Raw genomic sequence first — 15067 nt, 5'->3', positions numbered from 1 at the left:
GGTAGGACCATGAGCGCGCCGCACGGATTCGCCGTCCCGTTTCAGCCGTGGCAGTACCGCCAGCCGCTACCCCATTCGGCGGCTACACCGTGGCCGCCGTTCGCACCGCAATACTCCGCGCCGCAGCCCGCCGGGCCCGGTTATTTCGCGGCCCCGACCGGCTTCGGGGGCTACCGTCCGGCACCGGCTGGGCACTCGAAACAGGCCATGCTGCTCACTGTGGGTGTGCTCGGCGCCCTCGTCGTCGCGCTTCTGCTGATACTGGGCTTCGGCGCGCCCGGCTGGTTTCTTACCCGCCAACTCGACGTCCGCCAGGCGCAATCGGGCGTCGAAAGCATCCTGACCGACCCCGCCGGCTACGGCGCCAAGAACGTCAACAACATCGTCTGCAACGGCGGACACAACCCCACGGTCACGAAGGGGGCCACCTTCACCTGCGAGGCGACCGTCGACGGCGTGCGATGGCAGTTTCCCGTCCGATTCACCGACCGCGCAGGCAACTACCAGGTCGGTCGGCCGCAGTAGTCGAGTTCCCTTGCGGCGCTTCACAACCGGTTGCGGCCCGCGATCGCGGTGACGAGCCGCACCGCCTCGTCGGTGATGCCGTAACCGGTGACGCGCACGTCGATCACCACATTGTTGGCCGCTCGCATCGCGTGCGAGCTACGCCATCCCGAGGTCGTGTCCGTCTGATCCGCGTCAACGACGTCCACTCCCTCCACCGCCCGCGGGTTGCTCATATTCCAGCGACGCGTCGGCCTGTCCTTGGACGTGATCGTCAGAACCGCATTGGCGCACGGCTTCCAGGCCCGGACCGTCGCAGCAACGAACGCCTGCGCTGCAGCGGGGGTATCGAAGGCGACCACCGCCTCGTCGATATTGCGCTGTGCGGCCAGGTCCGTGTCGTCGAGTCGGGCTCCACGCATCTCCCCGTAGTGACTGCCGCTATACGCCGGTTCCATCGCATTGGCCGTCAGCGCCAGGCATTCTGGGCGCGAATACACGTCGCCCTGCGGCCATCCGGGCAGCGAGCGGTAGCGGTAGTAAGTCCGCAGCGTGCTGGTGCCCAGGACCGCGTTGACCGCGGACTCGTCGGCCAACATGCCGGCCAGCTGGTCGACCACCTGCGGCGAATCCGCATGATGCACCGGCCTGATACACGCCGGCAGCGAGGCCGCGCCGATCATCAGGACGGCAAGGGCACCAGCGCGCATCGCCTTCGACTGCGACCTGACGCCGATGCCACAACCACGCACGACGACCCCTTGCTCGACCCGGGCGGACCATTCCAAGTTAAGCCCTCGACACATTGACAGCGACGGCGAAACCAGCGGGCCTACACCGAGGCGCGCAGGTGGCCCAACAGCGCAATGGCTTCGCCGCGTTCGTCCTCGTCCAGCCAGGGCAGCACCTTGATGATCCCGTCTTCCGCCTGCCGCGCCGAGCGGGTGATCTGGGCCAGCAGACCTTCCCGGGCCCGCGGCTGCATGCCGTGGCTCTGCCGGACCAGCTCCGCCCGCATCTCCAGCACCTGACGGGCCATGGCGAAGCGGTCGGCGGCGGCCGCGTCTGGCCGGGGCCGCGCCGGGGTGGGCGCACCGCCGTCCAGCACCGTTTCGATGCTGCCGATCTCCCATTGCAAAACCCGCTCCAACGCCCGGCGCACCCGCGGGCTGAGCCGCCTGGAGCGGTTGTTCTCGAGTGCACGCAACGTCTCCACCGAAGGACCGCCACCCCGGGCGACGTCCACTTGAGTCAAGCCCAGCTCCGCGCGACGGTCGCGGACTTGGTGGCCGAGCTTTTCCCACAACATGATGTCCACCATCTTGCCGCATCGGCCGGTAAAAAGCGGTGAAGTCGGCGCGGTGCTCCCCGGGGGTCGGCGCGCTCGCTGAATAGCCACTTCAGCGCGGTAAATTCGCTGATTTGACGATTTGCTGCCGCTCTCGCGGCTCACTCTGTACCGCCAGATAGCCCTGTCTTAGCTGCTAATTGCCGGTTAATGCCTGACCGTAGCCAAGTTGCAATTACAGAGCCAAGCAGAAAGGCGAGGGCAATGACGATCGCCGGTCACATCACGACCCGTACCGAAGATGGCGGCATCGAGCGGATCAGCGCGCTGGGCACCGACCGCAGCGAGATCTGCGGCGCCTTCAAACCACCCGGGCAGTGCACCTGGTCGTTCTACGTCACCACGCGTGTCGTCAGGAAAGTCCAGCAACCGGCTACCCCGTCTATCCCCGGGCACCTGTACGTGCGCAGCCGCCAACAGGCCCGTCAGTGGGTCGAACTCATCGCCGCCCTCTACGCGCAGGCTTCGTGACTCGCTGCACGCGGAGTTTCTAGAAAAGGGCGAACTGCTCGTCGACCATGCGGGTGTCGGTGAATTCCTCCATGCCGCGCCCGCCGGCGACGGAGCCGACGCCGTCCATGAAGTGGGCGTCGGAAACCACCGGTACCCCCAGCTGTAGGGCGTGATAGCCCTTGCCCTGCTCTGGCGCGCTCTCGTTGCAGACCACCAGTGACGTCTCCCGGTCGACGTCGTCGCTGTAAGCCAGTCCGGCGTGCAGGATCCGCTCGACGAGCTCCTCGTGGGTCCGTCCTACCTCGGCGGCCAGTGCTACCCGCATGCCCTGCACCAGCGGTCTGCCGCGGACGTAGCGGCCCGGGTTGAGATACGGACAAGGCATCCGGGAAGCCAGCGCCTTGAGCGGTCGCAGCTCGTCGTGCGTCACCCGACCGTTGGGCCAGCGGCGCCGGGTAACCGGATGTACCGGCAGCCAGACGTCGCATTCGCGGGCCCGGCCGAGCGCTGCGGCCAGCACCCCCGTCAACACCATGGCGTCGTCGAAAGCGTCGTGCGGGCGCCGCTGGCTCACCCCCCAGTGCGCCGCCAGCGTCTCCAGCCGCAGATTGTCGATGCCGAGGTCCAGCCGACGGGCCAGCTCGATCGTGCACATGACGGTGTCGACGGGGAGTTCGGCTTCGGCGATCTCGGCCTCGGCGGCCAAAAACGCGTAGTCGAACGCGACGTTGTGGGCCACCAGCGTGCGGCCGCGCAGTACTTCCACCACGTCGCCGACTATGTCGGCGAACTGCGGCTGATCTTCCAGCATCGCTGTGGTCAGGCCGTGCACATGGGTGGGGCCCGGGTCTACACCGGGATTAAGCAGACTGACCACGGATTGCTCCACTCGGCCGTCGACGTCCAGCCCGAGGGCGGCGATGCTGATGATCCGGGCCTGACCAGGACGAAAGCCCGAGGTCTCGACGTCGATGACGGCCCAACCCTCGTCCGGGTGGCTGGCCGGCCGTCCCCAGGTATGGCTCATGGCTTGAGAATGGCATGTCCAACCGACATCGCCCGGTCGCTGCGCATCGTGTCGGCGCTTTAAACCGATCGCCCTTAAACTGCGCGGGTGGTTACCACCCGCGCACGTCTGGCCCTGGCCGCCGGAGCCGGCGCGCGCTGGGCGTCACGGGTGACTGGCCGCGGGGCCGGAGCAATGATCGGCGGCCTGGTCGCGATGACGCTGGACCGCTCGGTGCTGCGCCAGCTCGGGGTGGGGCGGCGCACGGTCATCGTGACCGGCACCAACGGCAAATCGACGACCACCCGGATGACCGCGGCGGCGTTGGGCACGTTGGGTGCAGTGGCTACCAATGCCGAGGGCGCCAACATGGACGCCGGCCTGGTGGCCGCGCTGGCCGCCGACCGTCGGGCCATGCTGGCAGCGTTGGAGGTCGACGAGATGCACGTGCCACATGTGTCCGACGCCGTCGAACCCACGGCCATCGTGCTGCTCAACCTTTCCCGCGACCAGCTGGACCGCGTCGGCGAAATCAACATGATCGAACGCATGCTGCGGGCCGGCCTGGCGGGGCATCCCAAGGTGACCGTCGTTGCCAATTGTGATGACGTTCTGATGACATCGGCCGCCTACGACAGCCCCAACGTCGTGTGGGTTGCCGCGGGCGGCGCCTGGGCGAACGACTCGGTCAGCTGCCCGCGCAGCGGCGAAGTCATCGTCCGCGACGGCGGCGATTGGTATTCCACCGGCGCCGACTTCAAACGGCCCAGCCCACATTGGTGGTTCGACGACGACACCCTCTACGGGCCCGACGGCCTTGCCCTGCCGATGCGCCTGGCGCTGCCCGGTTCGGTGAATCGCGGCAACGCTGCCCACGCCGTCGCGGCAGCCGTCGCATTGGGCGCCGATCCGGCTCAGGCCGTCGCGGCGGTATCCACCGTCGACGAAGTGGCCGGGCGCTACCGGACCGTGCGCATCGGCCTGCACGAAGCGCGGATCCTGCTGGCCAAGAACCCCGCCGGTTGGCAGGAAGCATTGTCGATGGTGGATAAGCATGCGAATGGGGTGGTCATCGCGGTCAACGGGCAAATTCCCGACGGCGAGGATCTGTCGTGGCTGTGGGATGTGCGCTTCGAGCACTTCGGGGACACGCCCGTGGTCGCCGCCGGCGAACGCGGCACCGACCTCGCGGTCCGTCTGGGCTATGCGGGTGTGCACCACGCCCTGGTGCACGACACCCTGGCCGCCATCGCATCGTGCCCGCCCGGGCGGGTGGAAGTCGTCGCCAACTACACCGCATTCCTTCAGCTGCAGCGGAGGTTGGCGCGGCATGGCTGATTCAGTAGTGCGGATCGGACTGGTGCTGCCCGACGTGATGGGCACCTACGGCGACGGCGGCAACGCCGTGGTGCTGCGTCAACGGCTGCTGTTGCGGGACATCGCCGCCGAGGTCGTCGAGATCACGCTGGCCGATCCGGTGCCGGACTCGCTGGACCTCTACACGCTCGGGGGGGCGGAGGATTACGCGCAGCGGCTGGCCACCCGGCACCTGCAGCAGTACCCCGGCCTGCAGCGCGCGGCCGCCCGGGGCGCGCCCGTGCTGGCCATTTGCGCCGCCATCCAAGTGCTCGGGCATTGGTACGAGACGTCTGCGGGAGAACGGGTCGACGGAGTGGGCCTGCTGGATCTGACCACTTCGCCGCAGGATGCCCGCACCATCGGCGAGCTGGTCAGCAAGCCGTTGCTGACCGGCTTGACGCAGCGGTTGACCGGTTTCGAAAACCACCGCGGCGGCACCGTCCTGGGCGCGCAGGCATCACCGCTGGGCACGGTGGTCAAGGGTGCGGGCAACCGGGCCGGCGATGGCATTGACGGCGCGGTTCAGGGCAACGTCGTCGCTACCTACATGCACGGACCATGCCTGGCCCGCAACCCGGAGCTCGCCGACCTGCTGCTTTCCAAGGTCGTCGGGGAGCTGGCGCCGCTGGAGCTGCCCGAGGTGGAGCTGCTGCGCCGCGAGCGGCTGTCGGCGCGCTAAGGCCTAAGGCCGCCATCCCCGAGACAAGAGCGCGTCACGCACCCGGATCACTATGTCGTCGCAGGTGTCCTCGGCGATGATCCGGATGACGATCCAGCCCAACTTCGCGAGCTTGCGCAGCCGCCGCTGATCGCGGACGTACTGCAGGCGGTCGCTGCGATGCTGATCGCCGTCGTACTCGACGGCCACACCAAAGTCTTCCCACCCCATATCGAGCACGCCAACCCGTCGCCAGTTTTCATGCACAGGTATCTGTGTTGTCGGCAGGGGAAAGCCCGCATCGATCAGCAGTAGCCGCAGCCAGGTCTCCTTGGGCGACGCCGCACCGCCGTCGACCAACGGCAATACCGTCCGCAGCCGCCGGATCCCGCGGGCACCCGCGTAACGCTTAGTGAGCAGCAGCACGTCCTCGTTGGAGAACGGCGTGGCTCGCATCAGGGCGTCCATCCGCGCCAACGCCTGGCCGCGCGGCAGGTGCCGACCGAGGTCGTAGGCGGTGCGCGCCGGCGTGGTGACGGGCAGACCCAGCGCGCGGGTGATCTCGTCGTCACCCAGGGTCTCGTCGCGTGCGATAACTCCGCGCGGTGGCCTGGTGTTGGACCAGACCAGCTCGATCGGGGTGTCGGCGTCGACCCATCGCGCACCGTGCAGTGCCGAAGCGCCGACCCCAGCGATGACCGCTCGGGAACCGGACCACAACCATGCGCCAGTCGTCCGGTCTCGTAATGACAGGTCATGACCCTTCGGCGCGAGACACCCGGATAAACGCGGCGATACCACCGTTGCAGCTCATGCCGAGACACTTCCCCACTACCGATGAACACCGCCGTCATGGTTGGCATGTTGTCAGCGAGGACCGACAGTTCGCCGAGGCTGTAAATCTGCAGCGAAAGTGCGAGTAACGGCCTGCAAAATTACAGGCTCGGCGACGGGACGCCACGGCGCCGCGGCGGCGCGGCGAAGGCGCTAGACCATGGCGCGGCGGCCGGTCAACGCTCGACCGAGAGTCAGCTCGTCGGCGAACTCGAGGTCGCCGCCCATCGGCAGACCGGATGCAATCCGCGTCACCGTCAGGCCGGGGATGTCACGCAGCATGCGAACCAGGTAGGTGGCGGTCGCCTCGCCCTCGGTGTTCGGGTCGGTGGCGATGATCACCTCGGTGATGTCGACGCCGTCGACCCGCTCACCGATGCGGCTCAGCAGCTCACGGATGCGCAGCTGCTCGGGACCGATCCCGGACAGCGGGTCAAGCGCGCCACCGAGGACGTGATAGCGCCCCCGGAATTCGCGAGTGCGCTCGACGGCCTGGATATCCTTCGGCTCCTCGACGACGCACACCACAGACGCATCTCTACGGGTATCAGCACAAATTCTGCACCGCTCGTCGTCGGAGACATTGCCGCACACCGCGCAGAACTGCACGCCTTCGCGGACCTTCGCCAGCACGGCGGTCAGCCGGTCGATCTCCGGCGGCTCGACCGACAGCAGGTGGAAGGCGATGCGCTGCGCGCTCTTCGGCCCGATACCCGGCAGCTTGCCGAGCTCGTCGATCAGATCCTGGACGGGTCCTTCAAACATGTCGGTACAAGTCAGGGACCGGCGACGCCCGGCGCACTCGGCGGGCTCGGCGGGCTCGGCGGCGTCATGGCTCCGGCCAACGCCCCCAGCCGCTCCTGCGCCATTTTCGTGACTTGCCTAGACGCGTCAGCCATGGCGCCGACGATCAGGTCCTGCAAGGTCTCGACGTCGGACGGGTCGACGACCTTGGGGTCGATGGTCACCGAGACCACCTCGCCGCTGCCCTTCACGAGGACCTTGACCAACCCGCCGCCGGCTTGCCCGAGCAACTCGGCGTTCGCCAACTGCTGCTGAGCTTCCATCAGCTTTTGCTGCATCTGCTGCGCCTGAGCGAGCAGCGCCGACATATCGCCTCCGGGTTGCATGACAGTCCCCTCGCATCTTGGTCTCGAGTTGGTTTCGCCTGCGGTTGTCGCGCGATTCGAAACACCCAGCGTAGACCGCGCGACGTTACCTTTGCGCCGTGGACGTACCAGATGGCCCCCGTGTCGGGACAGGTGTCGGCATACGAACGATCATCGGCATAGTCGGCATAGTTGTTGCCGCTGCGACGGCGATCATGCCGGCAGCCACTGCAGCCCCCTCCAACATCGCCGGCATGGTCGTGTTCATCGACCCCGGCCACAACGGGGCCAACGACGCCTCGATCGCCAGGCAGGTGCCCACCGGCCGCGGGGGCACCAAGGACTGCCAGGCCAGTGGAACCTCGACGAACACCGGCTATCAGGAACACACCTTCACCTGGGACACGGCACTGCGAGTCCGCGCCGCGCTGAACGCCCTGGGTGTCCGGACCGCGATGTCCCGCGCCAACGACAACGCGCTGGGTCCGTGTGTCGACCAACGCGCGGAGATGGCCAACGCCATTCACCCCAACGCCGTCATCAGCCTGCATGGCGACGGCGGCCCGGCGTCCGGCCGCGGGTTCCACGTCAACTACTCCGCACCGCCGCTCAACGCCGCACAGGCGGGGCCGTCGGTGCAGTACGCCAGAATCATGCGTGACCAGCTGCAGGCCTCGGGGATTCCGCCCGCCAACTACATCGGCCAAAGCGGGCTCTACGGTCGTTCGGACCTGGCCGGTCTGAACTTGGCGCAGTATCCGTCGGTTCTCGTCGAGCTGGGCAACATGAAAAACCCTGCCGATTCGGCGTTGATGGAGTCCCCCGAAGGCCGGCAGAAGTACGCCGACGCAGTGGTCCGCGGCATCGCCGGTTTCCTCGCCACCCAGGGCCAGGCGCGTTAGCGCGGCGAGCAGACGCAGAATCGCCCGGTTTCGTGCCGAAACAGGCGATTCTGCGTCTGCTCGGCCTACGAGGCCTCCAGTTCCTTCTTCAGGTTGGCCAGCACCTCGGCCTGAATCTTCTTCAGCCCCAGCGGCGCAAAGGTCTTCTCGAAGAAGCCCTTGACACCGCCGGCGCCATTCCAGGTGGTCTTGACGGTGACGCTGGATCCGGGTCCGGCGGGAGTCACCGTCCAGTTGGTGACCATGGACGAGTTCGCGTCCTTCTCGATGACGGTGTGGCCCGCCACGTCGACGTTGACTTGCACATCGCGCACGCGTGATTCGGTGGCCTGCAGCCGCCATTTGGCGACGGTGCCCTGCCCTTGTCCGCCCTCGAGCACCTCGTACTCGCTGTAGTGCGGGGAAAGGATTTTCGGGCGGACGTTCTGATAATCCGCGACTGCAGCCAGTGCGGCCGCGGGCTCAGCATTGACCAAGATCGTGCTGGCTGCGCTCACCTGTCCCATCAGGCGCAACTCCTCGTCTCGTGATTGCGGTGTCGCTCGCGCGCGGGTGCACGCGGTGTCATCGGAGACTAGGGTATATGTGGTGCCTGTCCCCAGATCCGCCCTGTCGGCTCACACGTCGGGCGTAGAGCGGTTGCTGGCGAGCTACCGATCCATCCCCGCGACATCGACGGTCCGACTCGCCAAGCCGACCTCAAATCTGTTCCGCGCCCGCGCCAAACGCGATGCACCCGGTCTGGACGTCTCCGGATTGACCGGTGTCATCAGCGTCGATCCCGACGCCCGCACCGCCGACGTGGCCGGCATGTGCACCTACGAGACTCTCGTCGAGGAGACGCTGCCTTACGGCCTTTCGCCGCTGGTGGTGCCGCAACTGAAGACCATCACCTTGGGCGGTGCCGTCACCGGATTGGGTATCGAGTCGGCGTCGTTCCGAAACGGTCTGCCCCACGAATCGGTGCTGGAAATGGATATCCTCACCGGCGCCGGCGAATTGCTCACCGTGTCCCCCGAAACGCACTCCGATCTCTACCGCGCGTTTCCGAATTCCTATGGGACACTGGGGTATTCGACTAGATTGCGAATCGAGCTGGAGCCCGTCGCGCCGTTTGTGACACTGCGGCACATACGATTTCACTCATTGACCGAGATGGTCGCCGCGATGGCCCGCATCGTCGACACCGGCGGACTGGAGGGCGCACCGGTGCACTATCTGGACGGGGTGGTGTTCAGCGCCGACGAGAGCTACCTCTGCGTGGGCAGCCGGACCACCACCCCTGGGCCCGTCAGCGACTACACCGGGAAAGACATCTACTACCGGTCCATCCAGCACGATGCCGGCGTCAAGGAAGACCGGCTGACCATCCACGACTACTTCTGGCGCTGGGACACCGATTGGTTTTGGTGCTCACGGGCGTTCGGCGCGCAGAACCCGCGACTGCGGCGGTGGTGGCCACGCCGGTACCGGCGCAGCAGCGTCTATTGGAAGCTGGTGGCCCTGGATCAGCGCTTCGGCATCGGCGACCGGATCGAGGCCCGCAAATCTGGTCTCGAAGACGGCCGGCCGCGCGAGCGAGTGGTTCAGGACATCGAGGTGCCGATCGAACGGACCGAGGAGTTCCTGAACTGGTTCCTGGACAACGTGCCCATCGAACCCGTCTGGTTATGCCCGCTGCGGCTGCGCGATCACGCCGGCTGGCCGCTGTATCCGCTCCGGCCGGACCACACCTTCGTCAACATCGGGTTCTGGTCCTCGGTCCCTGCCGGCGCCGATGAGGGCGCGACCAACCGGAGGATCGAAGCGAAGGTTAGTGAACTCGACGGCCACAAGTCGCTCTATTCCGACTCCTTCTACACCCGCGAAGAGTTTGATGAGCTATACAGCGGGGAGTCCTACAACACCGTGAAGAAGACCTATGATCCCGACTCGCGTCTTCTCGATCTCTACGCAAAGGCGGTGCAGCGGCAATGACGACGACCAAGCAACAGGAGCGCGTCACCACCGGCAAACTCAGCATGGCCGAGGTGCTGGAGATCCTGACGGCGGGCGGGCAGCACCCGCTGAAGTTCACCGCCTACGACGGCAGCACCGCCGGACGCGATGACGCCGAGCTGGGTCTGGACCTCTGCACGCCGCGCGGCGCCACGTATCTCGCCACGGCGCCCGGCGAGCTCGGCATCGCCCGCGCATATGTGGCGGGTGACCTGCAGGCCCGCGGCGTACATCCCGGAGATCCGTACGAGCTGCTCAAGACGCTGACCGACAAGGTCGAATTCAGGCGGCCTTCGTTGCGGGTGCTGGCCAACGTCGTGCGTTCGATCGGCGTCGAGCATCTGGTGCCGGTGGCACCGCCGCCGCAGGAGAATCCGCCCCGGTGGCGCCGGGTCGCGGACGGCTTCATGCACAGTAAGACCCGTGACGCCGAAGCGATCCACCACCATTACGACGTCTCCAACACGTTCTACGAATGGGTGCTCGGGCCTTCGATGACCTACACCTGCGCGGTCTATCCGACGGCAGAGGCGACGCTGGAAGAGGCCCAGGAGAACAAATACCGGCTGATCTTCGAGAAGCTGGGGCTGAAGCCCGGCGACCGGCTGCTCGACGTCGGCTGCGGCTGGGGCGGCATGGTGCGCTACGCCGCTCGGCGCGGTGTCCGGGCCATCGGTGCCACGCTGTCGGCCGAGCAGGCCAAATGGGCGCGGCAGGCGATCGAGAACGACGGCCTGACCGGTCTGGCCGAGGTGCGGCACTCCGACTACCGCGACGTGCGCGAGACGGAGTTCGACGCCGTGTCGTCGATAGGGCTCACCGAGCACATCGGCGTGAAGAACTACCCCGCCTACTTCGGTTTCCTCAAGTCCAAGTTGCGCACCGGCGGCCTGCTGCTCAACCACTGCATCACCCGCCACGACAACAGGTCGACTTCCTTCGCGGGCGGATTCACCGACCGCTACGTCTTTCCCGACGGGGAGCTGACGGGCTCGGGACGCATCGTCACCGACATCCAGGATGTCGGTTTGGAAGTCCTGCACGAGGAGAACCTCCGGCACCACTACGCGATGACGCTGCGCGACTGGTGCCGCAACCTCGTCGCGCACTGGGAAGAGACCGTCGTGGAGGTCGGTCTGCCGATCGCCAAAGTGTGGGGTCTGTACATGGCGGCTTCGCGAGTCGCGTTCGAACAGAACAACCTTCAGCTGCATCACGTGCTGGCGGCCAACGTCGACACCTGGGGCGACGACAACCTGCCGCTGCGGCCCTGGTGGACGCCATAGGCCTAGCCCTCGATACGACGCGCGCCCAGCTCGTTCTGTAGCAGTTCGAGCGCAACCTCTTCTGGATCCCGACGCGGCTCTGACGAGTCGCTGCTGCCGGCTTCGGCAAGCATGCTCTCCTCTTCGTCGCGTTGAGTGGAATCAGCGTCGGGCACGGGTGGTTCCTCCCGCGCCGCAAACGCGGGAGCCTCGGCCGCCACAGCTGCGCCGGCCTCACAGCGCACCCGCCAGTTCACGCCCAGCGCGTCTTTGAGCGCCTCGGCGATCACGTCGGCGTTGCGCTGTTCGCACAGGCGTTTGGCCAGCGGCGCCGAGGTATGGGTGAGCACCAGCGTGTCGCCCTCCACGGCACGGACGGTGGCGCCGGCCAGCATCACCTCAGTTGTGCGGCTGCGCTGGCGCACTTTGTCGCGCACGGTCTGCCACATGGTTCGCACCGCAGCCGCGTTGGGTTCGCCCGGGACCGGGACCGGGACTTGGGCCGGGGTCGGTTCCGGAGCCGGCGCCGGCGGCGCGGGTGCGGCTGCCGGAGCAGGTTCGGGCGCCGGGTCGCGCTTGGGCTCGGAGGCCGCAGGCCGTCGCGGCGATGCTGCCGGCTTCGCCGGCGCTGGCGCGGTTGTCGGTGCCGGCGCGGTTGCGGGTGCGGCTTCGGGGATCGACATGTCCAGCCGGGTCTCGATGCGCTCGACGCGTTGCAGCAGCGCCGACTCGGCCTCACTGGCCGAGGGCAGCAGCAGTCGCGCGCAGACGACTTCCAGCAGCAGGCGCGGTGCCGTCGCACCGCGCATCTCACCCAGCCCCGCTTGCACCACCTCGGCGTAGCGGGTCAGGGTCGCCGGCCCGATGCGGGCCGCCTGCTCCCGCATCCGGTCCAGCACATCCTCCGGCGCATCCACCACGCCGCGGTTTGCCGCATCGGGGACCGCTTGCAGCACGATGAGATCGCGGAACCGGTCCAGCAGGTCGGTGGCGAAGCGCCGGGGGTCGTGGCCCGCATCTATCACCGACTCGACCGCACCGAACAACGCCGCGGTGTCTGACGCGGCGAGGGCGTCGACGGCGTCGTCGATCAGTGCGACGTCGGTGGCGCCCAACAACCCGAGTGCCCGCTGGTACGTCACGTGATTGCCTTCGGCTCCGGCCACCAACTGGTCCAGCACCGAGAGCGTGTCGCGTGGCGAACCACCGCCCGCACGGATCACCAGCGGATACACCGCATCGTCGACGAGCACACCCTCTTGCTCGCAGATCCGACCGATCAGGGACCGCATGGTGCGCGGCGGCAGCAACCGGAACGGGTAGTGATGGGTGCGCGACCGAATGGTCGGCAGCACCTTGTCCGGTTCGGTGGTGGCGAATATGAAGATCAAGTGCTCGGGCGGTTCCTCGACGATTTTGAGCAGCGCATTGAAGCCGGCAGTGGTCACCATGTGCGCCTCGTCGACGATGAACACCCGGTAGCGGGACTGTGCGGGCGCGTAAAAAGCACGGTCGCGCAGCTCGCGGGTGTCGTCCACGCCGCCGTGGCTGGCGGCGTCGAGTTCGACGACGTCGATGCTGCCGGGCGCATTGGGCGCCAGCGCCTCGCATGACTCGCAAACGCCACACGGGTTGGCCGTCGGTCCCTGCGCACAATTCAACGACCGGGCCAGGATGCGGGCCGACGAGGTCTTTCCGCAGCCGCGCGGCCCGGAGAACAAGTACGCGTGGTTGATCCGGCCGGCGTCCAGCGCGATGGACAGCGGCTCGGTGACGTGCTCCTGCCCCACCACCTCGGCGAACGATGCCGGTCGATACTTGCGGTACAGAGCCACGTCAGCAGGCTACCGGCGACCGGTGACTTAAGCCCGGGCCGGGCGACGAGTGTGAAGTCACGGCTTCGCGGGTGAATGTAGGGCACCCAAAGCCGTCAACGCACACGCGACGGCCCCGACTCAGCGCGCAGCGGAAGACGCCAGTCCCAGCAGCGACTCGGAAGCGGCCAGCAGCGCACAGGTCGCCAGCCCGTCGACCGCATTTCGCAGATCCGCCAGCGATGGAAATGTGGGGGCAATCCGGATGTTCTTGTCGTCGGGATCTTTTCGGTATGGGAACGACGCTCCCGCCTCGGTAACCGCGATACCCGCGTCCTTGGCCAGGGCGACGGTCCGCCGCGCCGTGCCCGGCAACACGTCGAGGCTGACGAAGTAGCCGCCCTTCGGCTCGGTCCAGGAGGCGATCTTGGATTCACTCAACCGCCGGTCCAGGATCTCCAGCGTCGACGCGAACTTCGGCGCCAACAGCTGCTGGTGGCGCAGCATTTGCAGGCGTACCCCGTCCGCATCGCCGAAGAAGCGCAGATGCCGCAGCTGATTGACCTTGTCCGGGCCAATCGACTTCTTCGCCGCGTACTGCAGATACCAGGCGATGTTGCCCAGCGACCCGCCCAGGAAGCTGACTCCGGCACCGGCAAACGTGATCTTCGAGGTGGACGCGAAGACGTAGGGCCGGTTGGGGTTGCCGGCCTTGGCGGCCAGTCCGAGCACATCGACCTGACGGACGAAATCCAGCGTCAGCGTGTGCACCGCATAGGCGTTGTCCCAGAACAACCGGAAGTCGGGCGCCGCTGTCCGCATTTGGACGAGACGGCGAACCGTTTCCCAGGAGTAGGTGATGCCGGTGGGGTTGCCGAACACCGGTACCGCCCACATGCCCCTGATCGCAGGGTCGACGGCGACCAATTCCTCGATCAGGTCGACGTCCGGACCGTCCTGAAGCATCGGGATTGGGATCATCTCGATGCCCATCGTCTCGGTGATGGCGAAGTGCCGGTCATAGCCGGGGACGGGACAGAGGAATTTAACGCCGTCTGGCTCCTGAATCCAGGGCCGGGGTGAGTCGACGCCGCCGTACAACAGGGAGAAGGCCACGAGATCGTGCATCAACTCCAAACTCGAGTTGTTGCCCGCGATCAGGTTCTGCACCGGGATGCCCAGCAAGTCGCCGAAGATTGCCCGCAGTCCGGGCAGGCCGTGCAGGCCGCCGTAGTTGCGGGTATCGGTGCCCTCCTCGTCGCGGTAATCGTCGCCGGGCAGGCTCAGCAGCTGATTGGAAAGATCGAGCTGCTCTGCGGACGGTTTGCCGCGCGTTAGATCCAGCGACAGCTTCTTGGCCTGCAGCTCCGCATACTCCTGCTGATGGCGGGAATGCAGGGCGGTCAGCTCGTCAGGGCTGAGGAAATCGAACGCCACTACACGGCCTTTCGGTCCTAGGCAAAAGTTGTGGCCGGTACTGGCTCTGCGGCCCCCGACTGAGGGGACCCCGCGCACCCGACAGAGCCCATTGACCCTTGCTGCCTTCCGGCCCTGGGGGAGTTCACAGGATAAACGCCGCGCGGGGTCCATGGCGAGTGTAATACCTGGGCGTGGAGCACTCGGGCACGGCTGCAGGACACTCGGCGTTGACGCAGCCGCTACCATGGCGGCGGAGGATTCGCCTAGTGGCCTATGGCGCTCGCCTGGAACGCGGGTTGGGTTAACAGCCCTCGCGGGTTCAAATCCCGCATCCTCCGCAAGGGATCGCCCTCGGTCGAGGTGCGGACATGCACGATTGTGGGCTGGCCGGCCTCTAT

Annotated in this window: 15 protein-coding genes, 1 tRNA gene, 1 other RNA gene and 1 pseudogene; 8 read left to right on the top strand and 10 right to left on the bottom strand. The window is 66.9% G+C overall.

What is annotated here, in order from left to right:
- Nucleotides 1-9: 9 nt before the first annotated feature.
- Complete coding sequence (locus AC5Y21_RS09230) at nucleotides 10-525, top strand: DUF4333 domain-containing protein (protein WP_499911540.1); 516 nt, start codon at nucleotides 10-12, stop codon at nucleotides 523-525.
- 20 nt (nucleotides 526-545) lie between these two features.
- Here the strand turns inward: AC5Y21_RS09230 and AC5Y21_RS09225 are convergent, their stop codons facing one another.
- Together AC5Y21_RS09225 and AC5Y21_RS09220 are read right to left on the bottom strand one after the other, a co-directional pair.
- Nucleotides 546-1292, bottom strand: a complete 747-nt coding sequence (locus tag AC5Y21_RS09225; RefSeq protein ID WP_499911539.1) for a sensor domain-containing protein — start codon at nucleotides 1290-1292, stop codon at nucleotides 546-548.
- A 44-nt stretch (nucleotides 1293-1336) separates the two neighbouring features.
- The gene (locus tag AC5Y21_RS09220; RefSeq protein WP_499911537.1) at nucleotides 1337-1813 is read right to left on the bottom strand and encodes a helix-turn-helix domain-containing protein; all 477 of its coding nucleotides are present in this window, start codon (nucleotides 1811-1813) and stop codon (nucleotides 1337-1339) included.
- A gap of 243 nt (nucleotides 1814-2056) precedes the next feature.
- Here AC5Y21_RS09220 and AC5Y21_RS09215 point away from each other — a divergent pair, with 243 nt between their 5' ends.
- The gene (locus AC5Y21_RS09215; RefSeq protein ID WP_499911534.1) at nucleotides 2057-2323 is read left to right on the top strand and encodes a hypothetical protein; all 267 of its coding nucleotides are present in this window, start codon (nucleotides 2057-2059) and stop codon (nucleotides 2321-2323) included.
- A 19-nt stretch (nucleotides 2324-2342) separates the two neighbouring features.
- Here the strand turns inward: AC5Y21_RS09215 and AC5Y21_RS09210 are convergent, their stop codons facing one another.
- Nucleotides 2343-3332, bottom strand: a complete 990-nt coding sequence (locus tag AC5Y21_RS09210; protein WP_499911532.1) for a DEDDh family exonuclease — start codon at nucleotides 3330-3332, stop codon at nucleotides 2343-2345.
- An 87-nt stretch (nucleotides 3333-3419) separates the two neighbouring features.
- Between AC5Y21_RS09210 and AC5Y21_RS09205 the strand changes: the two genes are divergently transcribed.
- Nucleotides 3420-4649 carry a MurT ligase domain-containing protein gene (locus AC5Y21_RS09205; protein WP_499911530.1) on the top strand — a complete coding sequence of 410 codons (1230 nt, stop codon included), beginning with the start codon at nucleotides 3420-3422 and terminating at the stop codon, nucleotides 4647-4649.
- Nucleotides 4642-5349: a type 1 glutamine amidotransferase gene (locus AC5Y21_RS09200; protein WP_499911528.1), complete on the top strand. Its 708-nt coding sequence runs from the start codon at nucleotides 4642-4644 to the stop codon at nucleotides 5347-5349. The genes AC5Y21_RS09205 and AC5Y21_RS09200 overlap by 8 nt, the downstream gene beginning before the upstream one ends.
- A gap of 3 nt (nucleotides 5350-5352) precedes the next feature.
- On the opposite strand, the pseudogene AC5Y21_RS09195 reads toward AC5Y21_RS09200, so the two are convergent.
- From AC5Y21_RS09195 to AC5Y21_RS09185, 3 genes and pseudogenes are all read right to left on the bottom strand, one after another.
- Nucleotides 5353-6182, bottom strand: a pseudogene (locus AC5Y21_RS09195) (type IV toxin-antitoxin system AbiEi family antitoxin).
- Nucleotides 6183-6315: 133 nt separating this feature from the next.
- Nucleotides 6316-6927 carry a recombination mediator RecR gene (recR, locus tag AC5Y21_RS09190; RefSeq protein ID WP_499911526.1) on the bottom strand — a complete coding sequence of 204 codons (612 nt, stop codon included), beginning with the start codon at nucleotides 6925-6927 and terminating at the stop codon, nucleotides 6316-6318.
- An 11-nt stretch (nucleotides 6928-6938) separates the two neighbouring features.
- Nucleotides 6939-7292, bottom strand: coding sequence for a YbaB/EbfC family nucleoid-associated protein (locus AC5Y21_RS09185; protein ID WP_499911524.1), 354 nt, complete (start codon nucleotides 7290-7292; stop codon nucleotides 6939-6941).
- A 98-nt stretch (nucleotides 7293-7390) separates the two neighbouring features.
- Between AC5Y21_RS09185 and AC5Y21_RS09180 the strand changes: the two genes are divergently transcribed.
- Nucleotides 7391-8173: an Rv3717 family N-acetylmuramoyl-L-alanine amidase gene (locus AC5Y21_RS09180; protein ID WP_499911523.1), complete on the top strand. Its 783-nt coding sequence runs from the start codon at nucleotides 7391-7393 to the stop codon at nucleotides 8171-8173.
- A 65-nt stretch (nucleotides 8174-8238) separates the two neighbouring features.
- Here the strand turns inward: AC5Y21_RS09180 and AC5Y21_RS09175 are convergent, their stop codons facing one another.
- Nucleotides 8239-8679: an SRPBCC family protein gene (locus AC5Y21_RS09175; RefSeq protein WP_499911521.1), complete on the bottom strand. Its 441-nt coding sequence runs from the start codon at nucleotides 8677-8679 to the stop codon at nucleotides 8239-8241.
- Nucleotides 8680-8758: 79 nt separating this feature from the next.
- Here AC5Y21_RS09175 and AC5Y21_RS09170 point away from each other — a divergent pair, with 79 nt between their 5' ends.
- Nucleotides 8759-10150, top strand: a complete 1392-nt coding sequence (locus AC5Y21_RS09170; protein WP_499911788.1) for an FAD-binding oxidoreductase — start codon at nucleotides 8759-8761, stop codon at nucleotides 10148-10150.
- A complete protein-coding gene (locus AC5Y21_RS09165) occupies nucleotides 10147-11457 on the top strand; it encodes a class I SAM-dependent methyltransferase (RefSeq protein ID WP_499911519.1) in 1311 nt (436 codons plus the stop codon). The genes AC5Y21_RS09170 and AC5Y21_RS09165 overlap by 4 nt, the downstream gene beginning before the upstream one ends.
- A gap of 2 nt (nucleotides 11458-11459) precedes the next feature.
- On the opposite strand, the gene AC5Y21_RS09160 is transcribed toward AC5Y21_RS09165, so the two are convergent.
- The 3 genes from AC5Y21_RS09160 to ffs all read right to left on the bottom strand — a co-directional run bounded on the left by AC5Y21_RS09160 (nucleotide 11460) and on the right by ffs (nucleotide 14841).
- Nucleotides 11460-13271, bottom strand: a complete 1812-nt coding sequence (locus AC5Y21_RS09160) for a DNA polymerase III subunits gamma/tau (protein WP_499911517.1) — start codon at nucleotides 13269-13271, stop codon at nucleotides 11460-11462.
- Nucleotides 13272-13391: 120 nt separating this feature from the next.
- Nucleotides 13392-14687, bottom strand: a complete 1296-nt coding sequence (locus AC5Y21_RS09155) for an aspartate aminotransferase type Ic (RefSeq protein ID WP_499911515.1) — start codon at nucleotides 14685-14687, stop codon at nucleotides 13392-13394.
- 59 nt (nucleotides 14688-14746) lie between these two features.
- Nucleotides 14747-14841, bottom strand: an RNA gene (gene ffs / locus AC5Y21_RS09150) — signal recognition particle sRNA small type.
- A gap of 80 nt (nucleotides 14842-14921) precedes the next feature.
- Here ffs and AC5Y21_RS09145 point away from each other — a divergent pair.
- A tRNA-Ser gene (locus AC5Y21_RS09145) sits at nucleotides 14922-15007 on the top strand.
- Nucleotides 15008-15067 lie beyond the last annotated feature (60 nt).

The organism is Mycobacterium sp. NGS41 (assembly GCF_059812725.1).
The sequence above is the reverse complement of the archived record's forward strand: the minus strand, read 5'-3'. Positions and strand labels throughout refer to the sequence as shown.

Excerpts from the sequence above, each read along its gene's own strand:
- AC5Y21_RS09200 (WP_499911528.1), top strand. The coding sequence starts at position 4,642 with ATGGCTGATTCAGTAGTGCGGATCGGACTGGTGCTGCCCGACGTGATG.
- AC5Y21_RS09220 (WP_499911537.1), bottom strand. The coding sequence starts at position 1,813 with ATGTTGTGGGAAAAGCTCGGCCACCAAGTCCGCGACCGTCGCGCGGAG.
- AC5Y21_RS09165 (WP_499911519.1), top strand. The coding sequence starts at position 10,147 with ATGACGACGACCAAGCAACAGGAGCGCGTCACCACCGGCAAACTCAGC.
- AC5Y21_RS09185 (WP_499911524.1), bottom strand. The coding sequence starts at position 7,292 with ATGCAACCCGGAGGCGATATGTCGGCGCTGCTCGCTCAGGCGCAGCAG.
- AC5Y21_RS09210 (WP_499911532.1), bottom strand. The coding sequence starts at position 3,332 with ATGAGCCATACCTGGGGACGGCCGGCCAGCCACCCGGACGAGGGTTGG.
- recR (WP_499911526.1), bottom strand. The coding sequence starts at position 6,927 with ATGTTTGAAGGACCCGTCCAGGATCTGATCGACGAGCTCGGCAAGCTG.
- AC5Y21_RS09215 (WP_499911534.1), top strand. The coding sequence starts at position 2,057 with ATGACGATCGCCGGTCACATCACGACCCGTACCGAAGATGGCGGCATC.
- AC5Y21_RS09175 (WP_499911521.1), bottom strand. The coding sequence starts at position 8,679 with ATGGGACAGGTGAGCGCAGCCAGCACGATCTTGGTCAATGCTGAGCCC.
- AC5Y21_RS09230 (WP_499911540.1), top strand. The coding sequence starts at position 10 with ATGAGCGCGCCGCACGGATTCGCCGTCCCGTTTCAGCCGTGGCAGTAC.